Source organism: Rubellimicrobium arenae, assembly GCF_017916275.1.
In the GTDB taxonomy this organism is placed as follows: domain Bacteria; phylum Pseudomonadota; class Alphaproteobacteria; order Rhodobacterales; family Rhodobacteraceae; genus Rubellimicrobium; species Rubellimicrobium arenae.
Map to the genome: position 1 here is coordinate 118,968 of NZ_JAFMST010000008.1, position 12,364 is coordinate 131,331.

Here is a 12,364-nt window from a genome sequence, read left to right on the forward strand (position 1 = left end):
GTCGCGGGCCCTGCTCAGGCGCCGTCACGGAAGTCGAGCCCCATCTCGCCATAGCGCTCGGGGTCCTCGAGCCAGTTCTCCTTGACCTTCACGGTCAGGAACAGGTGGACCTTGCGGCCCATGAACTCCTCCAGGTCCTGCCGCGCCGCCTGGCCCACGGCCTTGATGGTCTCCCCACCCTTGCCCAGCACGATCCCCCGATGCCCTTCACGGGCGACGTAGATGATCTGGTCCACGCGGGCGCTGCCGTCCGGACGCTCTTCCCAGGCTTCCGTCTCCACGGTCAGCTCGTAGGGCAGTTCCTGATGCAGCCGCAGGGTCAGCTTCTCGCGGGTCATCTCGGCCGCGATCATCCGCATCGGCAGGTCGGCGATCTGGTCCTCGGGGTAAAGCCACGGCCCCTCGGGCACCATGGAGGCGAGCCAGGCCTTGAGGTCCTCGGTCCCGTAGCCCCGCTCGGCCGAGATCATGAAGGTCCTCTCGAACGGGAACGCCTCATTCATCTCCTGGGACAGGGCGAGCAGGTTCTCGGCCTTGACCCGGTCGATCTTGTTGATGGCCAGGGCGACCGGGCGCTTGCCGATCCGTTCGCGCAGGTTCTCGAGGATGGCGTCCACGCCGGGGGTCTTGCCCCGGTGCGCCTCGATCAGCAGGACGACCACGTCGGCGTCCGCCGCCCCGCCCCAGGCCGCCGCGACCATCGCGCGGTCGAGTCGGCGGCGCGGCCGGAACAGGCCGGGTGTGTCGACGAAGACGATCTGGGCGTCGTCGGCCATGGCCACGCCCCTGATCCGGGCACGGGTGGTCTGCACCTTGTGCGTCACGATCGACACCTTGGCGCCGACCATGCGGTTCAGCAGGGTCGACTTGCCTGCATTGGGCTCTCCGATCAGCGCGACGAAGCCGGCGCGCGTCGGTCCCTTCGGGGTATGGGTCTCGTCCGTCATCCGTCCAGCTTTCCTAGCAATGCCGCCGCCGCCGCATGTTCGGCCGCGCGTTTGGTCGCACCTTCGGCCCGTTCCGTTTCTCCGGTCGGCAGCCGCGCCTCGATCACGAAACGGGGGGCGTGGTCCGGCCCCTCGCGCAGGATGAGGATGTAGTCCGGCGGCGTCAGTCCGCGAGCCTGCGCCCATTCCTGCAACGCGCTCTTGGCGTCGCGCGCATCCTTGGGCGCCGAGGCGATGCGTTCGCCCCAGAGCCGCAGGATCATGCCGCGCGCCGCCTCGAGGCCCGCATCCAGATAGACCGCGGCGATCACCGCCTCCATGGCGTCGGCCAGCAGGGCCTCTTTCTTGCGCCCGCCGCCGATCATCTCGGAGCGGCCCAGCTTGAGCCCGGACCCGAGGTCGACCTCCCGCGCCACCTCGGCACAGGTTTCCCGCCGCACGAGCGCGTTGAACCTGGGGGCGATCCGCCCCTCGTCGGCGGCGGGGTCGGCGTCGAGCAACGCTTCGGCCATGACGAGGCCCAGCACGCGGTCGCCCAGGAACTCGAGCCGCTGGTTGTCCGCCGCGCCGCCCCGGGAACCATGCGTGAGCGCGCGCAGGAGCAGCGCCGGATCCCGAAATTCGTGGCCAAGGCGTTCGGTCAGCAGCTTCATCGATCCTGACAGCTTCACCGCACGATCCTTCCGATCCGTTCCAGGCGCCAGCCCCGGGGGTCCCAGGGGAACCGCGCTTCCGAGGAGGCGATCACGACGTCCACCCGACCGATCACCCGGTCCAGAGCCACGAGCCCCAGCCCGCGCACGCCCACCGCCAGACGGCTGTCCTGCGCCGCGTCGCGGTCGTCCCCCAGAAGATACAGCATCCCCGGCGGCACGGCGACCTCCTCGGCCCGGTCCAGGGGGCGAGGCCCCACGTCCAGGATCGGATAGGCGCGCCCCTGCGGCAGAGTCTCGCGGTGCTGGTGGGTCCTGCACTCGGCCCCGAGCCCCACGGTGCCGTTGCCGCAGACGGGCATGACGCCGAGCGGCCCCTGGCGTCCGAAGGTTTCGGTAAAGAACCCGTCCTCGGACCGCGAGGCCGGCGCCCCGTCGATCACCGGCACGCCGCCCTCGACCGCCACCCTCTCCCCTCCGAGCGAGATGATCCGGCCCAGGCGCGGCGTCTTGCTTCCGGCCACGAGGACGGCGACCACGTCGCCCCGTTCCAGGGCCACCGGCGCACGCCGCACGAGGACGAGGTCACCGGGGAGCAGCGTGGGCCGCATCCCCTGCGCGAGCACGGGCGCGGTCGTCCACAGGAGGCTGCCCGCCACGACAAGCGCCGCGCCGCCGGAGACCCCCAGCCCGAGCACCCGCCATCGGCTGTGGGAGGGCCGTCGCCGCTGCGACGACGGGGCCAGGACCAGGACCGCCAGAAGCGCCCATCGCGCCCAGGGCAGCGCCAGGACCCAGGCCCACCACCCGGACCATCCCATGTCGTTCAGCCGGCGCATCGCATGGCCGGTGCCCGGCACCAGCCCGATCGCAAGGGCAAGGGCGGCGAGAGCCTCGCGCCCGCGGCCCCAGCTGTCGAACAGCAAGGGGCCGAACGACCATGTCGCCCAAAGCACGCCGACCGCCCCAAGGACGATGCCGAACGCCCCGGGCCGCGTCCGGCCCGAGGGATCGAAGCCGTTCAGGAAGAGGCGCGCGGGCGAGAGCGGCTCCGGCGCGGAAGATCGGGCCATGTAGCGGGCCCTTAGTCGATCGCCTTGAAGAAGCGGTCGGGACGCCAGGTCCAGAAGGCCAGCATGGAGCGCCCGGCCGAGGAGAACATCACCCGGTCCGCCCGGCCCACGAGGTTCTCGAGCGGGACGAAGCCCACGCCGCGGGCCGACTGCGGGAACCGCGAATCCGTGGAGTTGTCGCGGTTGTCGCCCATGAAGAAGAAGTAGCCTTCGGGCACCGTGAAGACGCCGGTGTTGTCCTGCGGCAGGTCCCCGATGTCGAGGATGCTGTGGGTCACGCCGGCCGAGACGGTGCCGTCGGGCTGGGGCGTGCCGGGCAGGGTTTCCATGTAGCGGTACGACATGCAGTCGTCGCCCAGCGCCTTGGCTCCCCCGACGCAGGAGGGGGCGAGGCCCTGCGGCCCCTGCGGCTCGTAGACTTCGTGGAACTCGCCTTCGGAGAAGACGGTCACAGGCTCATCGTTGATGTAAAGAAGGCCGTCCTTCATCTGGATGCGGTCGCCGGGCAGGCCGATCAGCCGCTTGATGAAGTCGGTGCCGGTGACGGGGTGACGGAACACCACGACGTCGCCCCGCTGGGGCATATGCCCGAGCAGGCGGGTGTTGTCGCCGTCCATCCAGCCGCAGATGTCCTCGGCGCCGATGTCGAGCCCGATGACCCCGAGCGGGATCGAGGGACAGGAGGCGTAGGAGTAGCCATAGGCCATCTTGTTGACGAACAGGAAGTCGCCGATCAGCAGCGTGTCCTTCATGGAGCCCGAAGGGATCCAGAACGGCTGGAAGAACAGCGTCCGGAAGACGCCCGCGATCAGCAGGGCCCAGAAGATCGTCTTGACCGTCTCCCAGATGCTGGCGACGACGCCCCGATCCTCATCCGCCGCCACGCGGCGGTCACGTCCAAATGCCATGCTGGTCCCCGCCTTCCGCGACGCGCGTTTCCTGACGCTACGGCGGTCTCAAGTCAACCCGCGGCCGCGAGCCCGCCCCATCCCGACCCCATCACGAGAGCGCCAGCGGGAGAGCCTCGATCACGACGAAGGCCTGCGCCCAGGGGTGGTCGTCGGTCAGCGTCACGTGAATGACCGCGCGGTGGCCCGGAGGCGTCATCTCGGCCAGCCGCTCGGCCGCCCAGCCGGTCAGCGCCATGACGGGCTGCCCGGTGGGCAGGTTGGTCACCGCCATGTCGCGCCAGGCTATGCCCATGCGGAGGCCCGTGCCCAGAGCCTTGGAGCAGGCCTCCTTGGCGGCCCAGCGCTTGGCCAGGGTCGCGGCCTCATGGGCCCTCGACCGGGCCTTGCGGAGTTCGACCTCGGTGTAGACCCGGTCCCGGAAACGGTCGCCGAACCGGGCAAGCGTGCCCTCGATCCTCTCGATGTTGCAAAGGTCCGTTCCGATGCCAAGGATCATCGGGCGTCACGCGGCGGGCGGATGGATGGGATGCGGAAGGTCATGGATGCCCCGGACCTAGCGCATCAGGCCAGGGCTGGCGAGAGGGTCCGCACCCGGCCCGCCCCTCAGTCCAGGTCAGCGACAAGGGAGTCGTCCGTCACCCCGAAGGTCAGCGTGAGCGTCCGCTCCTCGAGCTGCGTCGATTCGGGAATGAAGCCCAGCGCCGGGATGGCGGCGGTCAGCGTCGCGGCCTCCGCATCCTCGTCCGTCTCGATCGCCCCGATGTCGAGACCGGCAAATCCCAGCCCGCCTTCCGTCACCAGCCGGCATCGCGGCACCGGGGGCGGAGGAGGCGGTCCCTCGGACGTGGCCGCGGCACCGTCGTCCTCGCCGCCCGGCTCGGGCGGCGGCAGGGTGAGCACGAGAAGGGTCACGCCCTCGTCCTGCGTCCCGTGCAGGAGCGCGAGCCGGATCGCGCCGGCTCCGATGGACAGGCTGGTCTCCTCCCAGGGCTCCACGAGGGACGTGACAGGCGGGATCTCGTCGCAGTCCTGCACCTGCTGGGCCAGGGCGGGACCGGCGAGGGTCGCGGCGAGAAGACTACTCCTGACCATCGGCATAAAGATCGATCACCTCCTCTTCGAGGATGCCGCCCAGATGCACGAAGCCCCGGTCGGCGGCCGCGTGGAAGTCGGCCAGCGTCAGGCCGCCGAACTGGAAGTACTTGGGATGGACGGCCTCCTGCCTCGCTGCGAACACCAGACGGGAGATGCCCGCCCAGCGCATCGCGGCCAGGCACATCTCACAGGGCTGGAGCGTGGTGACGAGCGTGGCGCCGCTCAGGTCCACCCGGTCCAGGGCCTGCGCCGCGGCCGCCATGGCCACGATCTCGGCATGGCGGCTGGGGTCCCCGGATTCCTCGACCTGGTTCGGCCGCATGGCGATGACGCGGCCGCCGGACAGCACCGCGGCGACGATTCCCATGCCACCCGTTTCGGCCACGGCGCGCGCCTGGGCTATGGCGTCGCGCAGGGCCGCGGTCTCGGCCTCGGTCGGGCGCGGGTCGGAGGGCGGCGGGCCAAGAGGGTCGGGCATCGTGACTCCGGAGCAGCGGCACAAGCCCAACGACCGGCCGGCGCTGCCGTTCCCGGATCCGTCAGGCGATTCCCCGAGCCACGTCCATCCGCCGCCGCATTTCGGCGATGGCGGGCGCGAGGCCCAGCATGATGGCTTCGCCGATGAGGAAATGCCCGATGTTGAGCTCGCGCATCGCAGGGATGGCAGCGATGGGTTCGACCGTCTCGTAGGTCAGGCCGTGGCCCGCGTGGACCTCCAGCCCCAAGGATCGCGCAAGGTCGGCGGCCTCGCGGATGCGGGCCAGCTCGGCATCTCTCTCGTCCGGGTGTCCGTCGTGATGCGCGTCGCAATAGGCGCCGGTGTGGATCTCGACCACCGCGGCCCCCACCCGCGCCGATGCTTCGATCTGGCGCGGGTCCGCCCCGATGAAGAGCGAGACCCGCGCGCCCATGTCGCGCAACGGTGCGATGAAGGCGGCGATCCGATCCTCGTCCCGGGCGACGTCCAGCCCGCCTTCGGTCGTCCGTTCCTCGCGCCGCTCGGGCACCACGCAGATGGCGTGGGGGCGGTGGCGGAGCGCGATGGCCCGCATCTCCTCGGTGGCGGCCATCTCGAAGTTCAGGGGCTTCGTCAGCGCCTCCATGAGCCGCTCGATGTCCCGGTCCGAGATGTGGCGCCGGTCCTCGCGCAGGTGGGCGGTGATGCCGTCCGCGCCGGCCGCTTCGGCGATGAGAGCGGCGCGCACCGGATCGGGAAAGGCCGTGCCCCGCGCATTCCTGACCGTTGCCACATGGTCGATGTTGACCCCGAGCCTCAGCCGATCGGTCATCCTCTGCCCTTTCCTGGTCCTTGCCGCCCCAGCCTAGCGTCCCGCCGGACCTGCGCCAGGGGGCTTGCGCAGCTGCGCGAGCTTCTCCTCGAGAGCCTTGCGCCGGGCGGCCTGGTAGGCGGCGACCAGCCGCACGGTGATCCAGTAGAACAGCAGGGAGGCCAGCACGCCCGGGATGAGTCCGCCCACGAAGTACGGCACGAAGACCCGCCGGAAGAAGACGGCCAGACCCGACCATTCCATCTCGGACGAGGTGAACAGGGCCAGGGCGTTGTGCCACAGGTCCGAGCCCGCCTGGCCGAACTGGTGCCCCAGTTCGTGCACGAGCCCCGCGTCCGGCGTCATGCCGAGCATCCAGTAGCCCAGCCCCACCGCCATCGCGCTGATCGGGACCAGGGTCAGGAAGTTGTTGACGAAGGTTCCGATGACGGACGCCAGCAGATTGCCCCGGAGCAGCTTGGCGATCAGCAGCCCGCCGATGAAATGGAACCCGTAAAGCGGCGTGAAGCTGATGAAAACGCCCGCCGCCATGCCGCGCCCGATCTTCTCGGGGCTGTCCGGCAGGCGGCGCAGGCGGTGCTTGATGTATTCCAGCGACCGGCGCCAGCCGCCGCGCGGATAGACGGCTTCGGCCGCCAACCGCCAAGGACTGCGCCTGTCCCGCCTCCGGAAAACCATCAGGCCCTGGGCGGGGTCAGCGTCGCCCGATTGGGGTCGCGGTGGCGCGCGACCGCCGAGACGTTGGTCTCGGCCTCGAGGGCGGTCATGACCCGGTGCAGATGCTCGGCGTTGCGGAGATCCACGTCCACCAGCAGGCGGTAGTAGTCCGGCTTGCGGTCGGTGAACTGGAGGTCCGAGATGTTGGCCGACTGCTCCCCGATCAGGGTGCAGACCCGACCCAGCACGCCCGGGCCGTTGGAGATGGTGAGCTCCAGCGTGACGGTGTTGACCGGCCGGTGGTTGCCCTCCTGCCAGCGGAGGTCGAGCCAGCGGTCGGGCTGTTCCTCGTAGTCGGCCAGGGCGGGGCAGTCGATCGCATGGACCACGACCCCCTGCCCCCGATGGGTGATGCCCACGATCCGTTCGCCCGGGACCGGCTGGCAGCAGAGCGCGCGGCGATAGGCCTGGCCGGGCCCCAGCCCGACCACGGCCCGCTTCTCGTCGACCTCCTCGCCGGGGCGGCGGGCGAGATCGGGGTAGAGCACGCGCACGACCTCGCGGGCGGTCAGCTCGGCCGAGCCGAGGCGGGCCAGCAGGTCCTCCTCGTCCTCGAAGCCGAGCGCCTTGGCGGCGGTCTTGAGAGCCTTGTCGGTGGCCTTCTTGCCCACGTTCTCGAAGGCGACGCGGGCCAGCTCGGCCCCGAGCTTGATGAACCGTTCGCGGTCCTCCTCGCGGAGCGCCCGGCGGATGGCCGCCTTGGCCCGGCCCGTGACGGCGATGCCGATCCAGGTGGCCTGCGGGGTCTGCCCCTCGGCGGTGATGATCTCGACCGACTGGCCGTTGCGGAGCCGCGTGTAAAGCGGCACCCGCACGCCATCCACTTTGGCGCCCACGCAGGCATGGCCGATGCGCGTGTGGATGGCATAGGCGAAGTCGATCGGCGTCGCCCCCTTGGGCAAGGGAATGACGTGCCCCTTGGGGGTGAAGCAGAACACCTGGTCCTGGTACATCTCGAGCTTCACGGCCTCGAGGAACTCGTCGTGGTCCTCGCCGCCCTCGAACCGCTCGGTCATCTGGGCGATCCAGCGCACGGGGTCCACGGCAAAGCGGTTCTCGCTCCGGACGCCGTCCTTGTAGGACCAATGCGCAGCCACGCCGGATTCGGCCACCTCGTGCATCTCGAGGGTGCGGATCTGCACCTCGACCTGCTTGCCGTCCCGGCCCGAAACCGTGGTGTGGATCGACCGGTAGCCGTTCGACTTGGGTTGGCTGATGTAATCCTTGAAGCGCCCCGGCACGGCGCGCCACTTCTGGTGGACGGCGCCCAGGATGCGGTAGCAGTCGGCCGCCGTGCGGCAGATGATGCGGAAGCCGTAGATGTCCGACAGCCGCGAGAAGGCGTGCTCCTTGGTCTGGAGCTTGCGCCAGATCGAATAGGGCTTCTTGGCGCGCCCCGTGACCTCGGCCTCGATCCCTTCCTTGCGGAGCAGGTCGCGGATGTCCTCCACGATCTTCTGGATGACGTTGTCGGCCTCGTCCTGAAGAGTCAGGAAACGGCGGATGACCGATTGCCGCGCCTCGGGCATGAGGACCTTGAAGGACAGGTCCTCCAGCTCCTCGCGCATCCACTGCATCCCCATGCGGCCAGCCAGGGGGGCGTAGATATCCATCGTCTCCCGGGCCTTCTGGGCCTGCTTCTCGGGGGACATGGACTTGATGGTCCGCATGTTGTGCAAGCGGTCGGCCAGCTTGACCAGCGTTACCCGCAGATCGCGCGAGGTCGCCATGAACAGCTTGCGGAAGTTCTCGGCCTGACGGGTTTCGTCGGACCGGATCTGCATCTTGGTGAGGTTGGTGACGCCCTCGACCAGTTCGGCGATCTCGGGGCCGAACTCCTTTTCCACCAGCGCGCGGGAGGCCTTGGTGTCCTCCACGGTGTCATGGAGGAGCGCCGTCACGATCGTGGCGTCGTCCATCTGCTGGTCCGCCAGGATGCGGGCCACCGCGACCGGATGGGTGAAATAGGGCTCTCCGCTCTTGCGGAGCTGGCCCTCGTGCATCTTCTCGCCGAAAGCCCAGGCGCGACGGATCAGCGCCTCGTTGCTGCGGGGGTTGTAGGCCTTGACGAGAGTGACGAGCTCGTCGGGCGTGGCGGTGGTCGCCGCGCCCGGAGCCATTACGATGGCGTGGTCCTGCATGTCGTCCCCCCGCCGCGGGCCGGGGCCCGCGGGCTCAGCGTTGGCCCTGCGCCTCCATGAGCGCGCGAAGCATCCGCTCCTCGCTCATGTCGTCCTGCACGGGACGGTCCATCTCGGCTCCCATGAGGAGCGCCATGGCGTCTTCCTCGGGCTCGTCCACCTCGATCTGGGTCTGGTGAGCGGCGATCATCCGTTCGCGCAGGTCTTCGGCCTGCTGGGTTTCCTCGGCGATCTCGCGCAGCGCCACGACGGGGTTCTTGTCATCGTCGCGGGCGAGGGTCAGGGGGGCGCCGGAGGCGAGCTCGCGCGCACGATGGGCGGCGAGCATGACGAGCTCGAAGCGGTTGGGAACCTTGTCGACGCAGTCTTCGACGGTGACGCGGGCCATGGACACACTCCCGGAAAGGCGGTGGGGCCGGGCGCACGGATTCATCCGGCGGTCCGGCCTCGGAAGCCCTCTAGCTAAACAGTTGCCGCCCGATTGACAAGCGCCAATCAGGTCCTAGCGCGGTCACAGGGGCACGACCCCGTCCAGCGCGCCGGGGGGAAGGTCCCCCAGCATCTCCCGGACCGTCCGCCCGATCAAGGGGTGCCGCCAGTCGGGCGCCGCCTCCGCCAGCGGAGCGAGCACGAAGCCCCGGTCCTGCATGCGGGGATGGGGCAGGATCAGGCGGTCGGGCGCTTCCCGGCCCTGCCGGTCGGGATCGAGTCCGCGCCAGAGCGCCTGCGTCGCCCCGTCGGGCCGGACCGCATCGCCCCAGGCGACCAGATCAAGGTCCAGGGTCCGCGCGCCCCAGCGGAGATCCCGGGTGCGACCGAAAGTCGCCTCGATCCCGTGAAGACGCGCCAGCACCTCCTCGGGGGAGAGGGCCGTCTCGACCATCGCGGCGGCATTCACGTAATCGGGACCGCCCGGGGGCCAAGACGGGCTCTTCCAGAGCCGGCTCGGCCTAGCGGCGCGGCCCAGGTCCGCCAGCAAGGCCATGGCGGCCGCGACCGTTTCGGCCGGCCCTCCGCGCGGCGAGGCCAGGTTGGACCCGAGCGCGACCAAGGTAGGTACAAAGGTCGCAGTTCCCGCACTTGCGCCTTGCGCGCGCGTACTTATGTTCGTGGCATTCATGCTGACCGGTTCGGTTCGGTTGGCTTTTTGAGACATAATGAAAGGCATTTCATGTTTTATCGCGACGACCGGCTGGCTCTCTTCATCGACGGCTCGAACCTTTACGCGGCGGCCAAGGCGCTGGGGTTCGACATCGACTACAAGCTCCTTCGGGCCGAATTCATGCGCCGGGGCAAGCTGGTCCGCGCCTTCTACTACACCGCCCTTCTCGAGAACGATGAATATTCGCCGATCCGTCCCCTCGTGGACTGGCTGAACTACAACGGCTTCACCATGCGCACCAAGCCCGCAAAGGAGTATACCGACTCCCTCGGCCGCCGGAAGGTGAAGGGCAACATGGACGTGGAGCTTTGCGTCGACGCCCTGGAGCTTGCCCCGCACATCGACCATGCCGTGATCTTTTCCGGCGACGGCGACTTCAAGCCGCTGGTCGAGGCCCTGCAGCGCAAGGGCGTGCGCGTGTCGGTCTGCTCCACGATCCGCAGCCAACCCCCCATGATCTCGGACGACCTGCGCCGGCAGGCCGACAACTTCATCGACCTCGAGGACCTGCGCGAGGTCGTGGGACGCCCCCCGCGCGAGCCGCGCCCCGAGGGCACCCGCCCCTGGCCTCGCGAAACCTCCGAGCCCAGCACCCCGGTCGCGGCCGAGGAATGACCCCCCGCCCCGCCCTCGTGCTGCATCTCGCGGCTCCGCGCGGCTTCTGCGCCGGGGTGGACCGCGCGATCCGCATCGTCGAGCTCGCCCTCGAGAAGTGGGGCGCCCCGGTCTTCGTCCGGCACGAGATCGTCCATAACCGGACGGTCGTGGACGCGCTCCGCGCCAAGGGGGCCGTCTTCGTCGAGGAGGTCGCCGACGCGCCCGCGGATCGCCCGATCGTCTTCTCGGCCCATGGCGTCGCCAAGTCGGTCCCGGCCGAGGCCGCGGAACGCGACATGATCCAGGTGGACGCCACCTGCCCCCTGGTGACCAAGGTCCATATCGAGGCCGCCCGGCACCACGAGAACGGGCTCCAGCTCATCATGATCGGCCACGCCGGCCACCCCGAGACGGTCGGGACCATGGGCCAGCTCCCGCCCGGCGAGGTGCTGCTGGTCGAGGATGTGGCCGACGTTGCCACCCTTGGGGTGCGCGATCCCGACCGCCTGGCCTTCGTGACGCAGACGACGCTGTCGGTGGACGACACGGCGGACATCGTGGCCGCGCTTCAGGCCCGCTTTCCGGCCATCCGGGGCCCGGCGCGGGAGGACATCTGCTACGCCACCACCAACCGCCAGATGGCGGTCAAGGCCATGGCTCCGTCCTGCGAGGCGATCCTGGTCGTGGGCGCGCCCAACTCCTCGAACTCCCGCCGGCTCGTGGAGGTCGCGAAGAAGGCGGGCTGCCCCTATGCGCAGCTGATCCAGACCGCGGCCGAGATCGACTGGCGGGCCATCGAGGGCGTGAGCAGCATCGGCCTGACCGCCGGCGCCTCTGCGCCCGAAGAGCTGGTCAACGAGGTCATCGAGGCCCTTCGCGGCCGCTATGACGTCACGGTCCGCCCGGTCGTGACCGCCGAGGAGGACGTGGAGTTCAAGGTGCCGCGCATCCTGCGGGAACCCGCGTGAGGCGAATCCCCCCCGCGCCCCTGATGCTGGGCCTCGCGGGGGTCCTGCCCTTCGCATGGGGCGCGCTCGGTGTCCTGGTTCCGGCCCTGGGCGACTGGAGCCTCGACCTGCTCGGCCCGCGCTTCACGGGGCGCACGCTGCTCCTGCTCTATGGCACGATCATCCTGAGCTTCATGTCCGGGGTCGTGTGGGGGTTCGCGCCCCGCGCCGAGGGACGGCACGCGGCCATCTTGTACGCGCTGTCCACGGTCCCGGCGCTATGGGCCTTTGCCCTGGGCTTTTCGGCGCTGGCGCTGGCCGTGGGATTCGCCGGGCTGCTCGGCCTGGACCTGCACGCCCAGAGAACGGGGCTTGCGCCGTCCTGGTGGATGCGTCTGCGGCTCCTGCTCACCAGCCTCGTGGTGATCTGTCTCCTGACGGCACTGCCCTGACCCCCAACCCCTCCGGGGGTTGACGCAGGTCAAGGACGCCGACCGATTCCCATGCGGGAGTGGGCCATCACTACGGGAGACCCACCATGAACCACAGCCATCGCAAGGTCCTGCACAGCCTCTTTGCCCATCCTATCCCCAGCAACCTCCATCTGAACGACGTGGAGAACGTGCTGCGGGACCTCGGGGCCGAAGTGGGCCACACGGGCCATGGCCGCTTCAGCGCGACGCTGGCAGGCCAGCATGTGACCTTGCACGGCGGCAATCACGGATTGTCCAAGGATGAGGTCGCCCAGGTCCGCAAGGCGCTCGAGGCCGCCGGGGTCGCACCCGCCGACTACCCGGTCTGACCCGGGCGGTTGCACCGCAGGTCCGGGCGG

At 69.7% G+C, this 12,364-nt stretch carries 16 protein-coding genes; 4 read left to right on the forward strand and 12 right to left on the reverse strand.

The features are described 5' to 3' along the window. Nucleotides 1-14: 14 nt before the first annotated feature. From era to folK, 12 genes are all read right to left on the reverse strand, one after another. Nucleotides 15-947: a GTPase Era gene (era, locus tag J3P31_RS14125; protein ID WP_210529122.1), complete on the reverse strand. Its 933-nt coding sequence runs from the start codon at nt 945-947 to the stop codon at nt 15-17. Then, nucleotides 944-1,618, reverse strand: coding sequence for a ribonuclease III (gene rnc / locus J3P31_RS14130; RefSeq protein WP_210529123.1), 675 nt, complete (start codon nt 1,616-1,618; stop codon nt 944-946). Before rnc ends, era begins: the two co-directional genes overlap by 4 nt. Then, nucleotides 1,615-2,673: a signal peptidase I gene (lepB, locus tag J3P31_RS14135; protein WP_210529124.1), complete on the reverse strand. Its 1,059-nt coding sequence runs from the start codon at nt 2,671-2,673 to the stop codon at nt 1,615-1,617. Before lepB (J3P31_RS14135) ends, rnc begins: the two co-directional genes overlap by 4 nt. 11 nt (nt 2,674-2,684) lie before the next feature. Next, the gene (gene lepB, locus J3P31_RS14140; protein WP_210529125.1) at nt 2,685-3,581 is read right to left on the reverse strand and encodes a signal peptidase I; all 897 of its coding nucleotides are present in this window, start codon (nt 3,579-3,581) and stop codon (nt 2,685-2,687) included. Nucleotides 3,582-3,672: 91 nt separating this feature from the next. Continuing rightward, nucleotides 3,673-4,080, reverse strand: coding sequence for a holo-ACP synthase (gene acpS, locus J3P31_RS14145; protein WP_210529126.1), 408 nt, complete (start codon nt 4,078-4,080; stop codon nt 3,673-3,675). A gap of 107 nt (nt 4,081-4,187) precedes the next feature. Then, nucleotides 4,188-4,682: a hypothetical protein gene (locus J3P31_RS14150; RefSeq protein ID WP_210529127.1), complete on the reverse strand. Its 495-nt coding sequence runs from the start codon at nt 4,680-4,682 to the stop codon at nt 4,188-4,190. Further along, a complete protein-coding gene (locus J3P31_RS14155; protein ID WP_210529128.1) occupies nt 4,663-5,157 on the reverse strand; it encodes a nucleoside deaminase in 495 nt (164 codons plus the stop codon). The genes J3P31_RS14150 and J3P31_RS14155 overlap by 20 nt, the downstream gene beginning before the upstream one ends. A gap of 61 nt (nt 5,158-5,218) precedes the next feature. Beyond that, complete coding sequence (locus tag J3P31_RS14160) at nt 5,219-5,968, reverse strand: pyridoxine 5'-phosphate synthase (protein WP_210529129.1); 750 nt, start codon at nt 5,966-5,968, stop codon at nt 5,219-5,221. 33 nt (nt 5,969-6,001) lie between these two features. After that, nucleotides 6,002-6,607: a DUF2062 domain-containing protein gene (locus J3P31_RS14165; protein ID WP_368373086.1), complete on the reverse strand. Its 606-nt coding sequence runs from the start codon at nt 6,605-6,607 to the stop codon at nt 6,002-6,004. A 38-nt stretch (nt 6,608-6,645) separates the two neighbouring features. Beyond that, nucleotides 6,646-8,826 (reverse strand): RelA/SpoT family protein, encoded by a 2,181-nt coding sequence (locus J3P31_RS14170; RefSeq protein ID WP_246849520.1) that lies wholly within the window; start codon nt 8,824-8,826, stop codon nt 6,646-6,648. Nucleotides 8,827-8,860: 34 nt separating this feature from the next. Then, nucleotides 8,861-9,214: a DNA-directed RNA polymerase subunit omega gene (gene rpoZ / locus J3P31_RS14175; RefSeq protein ID WP_210529131.1), complete on the reverse strand. Its 354-nt coding sequence runs from the start codon at nt 9,212-9,214 to the stop codon at nt 8,861-8,863. A 123-nt stretch (nt 9,215-9,337) separates the two neighbouring features. Further along, nucleotides 9,338-9,946: a 2-amino-4-hydroxy-6-hydroxymethyldihydropteridine diphosphokinase gene (gene folK, locus J3P31_RS14180; RefSeq protein ID WP_210529132.1), complete on the reverse strand. Its 609-nt coding sequence runs from the start codon at nt 9,944-9,946 to the stop codon at nt 9,338-9,340. A gap of 51 nt (nt 9,947-9,997) precedes the next feature. Here folK and J3P31_RS14185 point away from each other — a divergent pair, with 51 nt between their 5' ends. From J3P31_RS14185 to J3P31_RS14200, 4 genes are all read left to right on the forward strand, one after another. Continuing rightward, nucleotides 9,998-10,603 (forward strand): LabA-like NYN domain-containing protein, encoded by a 606-nt coding sequence (locus tag J3P31_RS14185; protein ID WP_210529133.1) that lies wholly within the window; start codon nt 9,998-10,000, stop codon nt 10,601-10,603. Then, complete coding sequence (gene ispH, locus J3P31_RS14190) at nt 10,600-11,553, forward strand: 4-hydroxy-3-methylbut-2-enyl diphosphate reductase (protein ID WP_210529134.1); 954 nt, start codon at nt 10,600-10,602, stop codon at nt 11,551-11,553. The genes J3P31_RS14185 and ispH overlap by 4 nt, the downstream gene beginning before the upstream one ends. Further along, nucleotides 11,550-11,984 (forward strand): DUF3429 domain-containing protein, encoded by a 435-nt coding sequence (locus J3P31_RS14195; RefSeq protein ID WP_210529135.1) that lies wholly within the window; start codon nt 11,550-11,552, stop codon nt 11,982-11,984. Before ispH ends, J3P31_RS14195 begins: the two co-directional genes overlap by 4 nt. Nucleotides 11,985-12,070: 86 nt before the next feature. Next, nucleotides 12,071-12,334, forward strand: a complete 264-nt coding sequence (locus J3P31_RS14200; protein WP_210529136.1) for a hypothetical protein — start codon at nt 12,071-12,073, stop codon at nt 12,332-12,334. Nucleotides 12,335-12,364: the final 30 nt, after the last annotated feature.

Bases quoted from the DNA above. Each gene is read 5' to 3' on its own strand.
- J3P31_RS14170 (WP_246849520.1), bottom strand. From the start codon at position 8,826: ATGCAGGACCACGCCATCGTAATGGCTCCGGGCGCGGCGACCACCGCC.
- J3P31_RS14150 (WP_210529127.1), bottom strand. From the start codon at position 4,682: ATGCCGATGGTCAGGAGTAGTCTTCTCGCCGCGACCCTCGCCGGTCCC.
- J3P31_RS14155 (WP_210529128.1), bottom strand. From the start codon at position 5,157: ATGCCCGACCCTCTTGGCCCGCCGCCCTCCGACCCGCGCCCGACCGAG.
- lepB (WP_210529125.1), bottom strand. From the start codon at position 3,581: ATGGCATTTGGACGTGACCGCCGCGTGGCGGCGGATGAGGATCGGGGC.
- rpoZ (WP_210529131.1), bottom strand. From the start codon at position 9,214: ATGGCCCGCGTCACCGTCGAAGACTGCGTCGACAAGGTTCCCAACCGC.
- lepB (WP_210529124.1), bottom strand. From the start codon at position 2,673: ATGGCCCGATCTTCCGCGCCGGAGCCGCTCTCGCCCGCGCGCCTCTTC.
- ispH (WP_210529134.1), top strand. From the start codon at position 10,600: ATGACCCCCCGCCCCGCCCTCGTGCTGCATCTCGCGGCTCCGCGCGGC.
- J3P31_RS14200 (WP_210529136.1), top strand. From the start codon at position 12,071: ATGAACCACAGCCATCGCAAGGTCCTGCACAGCCTCTTTGCCCATCCT.
- J3P31_RS14160 (WP_210529129.1), bottom strand. From the start codon at position 5,968: ATGACCGATCGGCTGAGGCTCGGGGTCAACATCGACCATGTGGCAACG.
- J3P31_RS14185 (WP_210529133.1), top strand. From the start codon at position 9,998: ATGTTTTATCGCGACGACCGGCTGGCTCTCTTCATCGACGGCTCGAAC.
- acpS (WP_210529126.1), bottom strand. From the start codon at position 4,080: ATGATCCTTGGCATCGGAACGGACCTTTGCAACATCGAGAGGATCGAG.
- era (WP_210529122.1), bottom strand. From the start codon at position 947: ATGACGGACGAGACCCATACCCCGAAGGGACCGACGCGCGCCGGCTTC.
- folK (WP_210529132.1), bottom strand. From the start codon at position 9,946: ATGAATGCCACGAACATAAGTACGCGCGCGCAAGGCGCAAGTGCGGGA.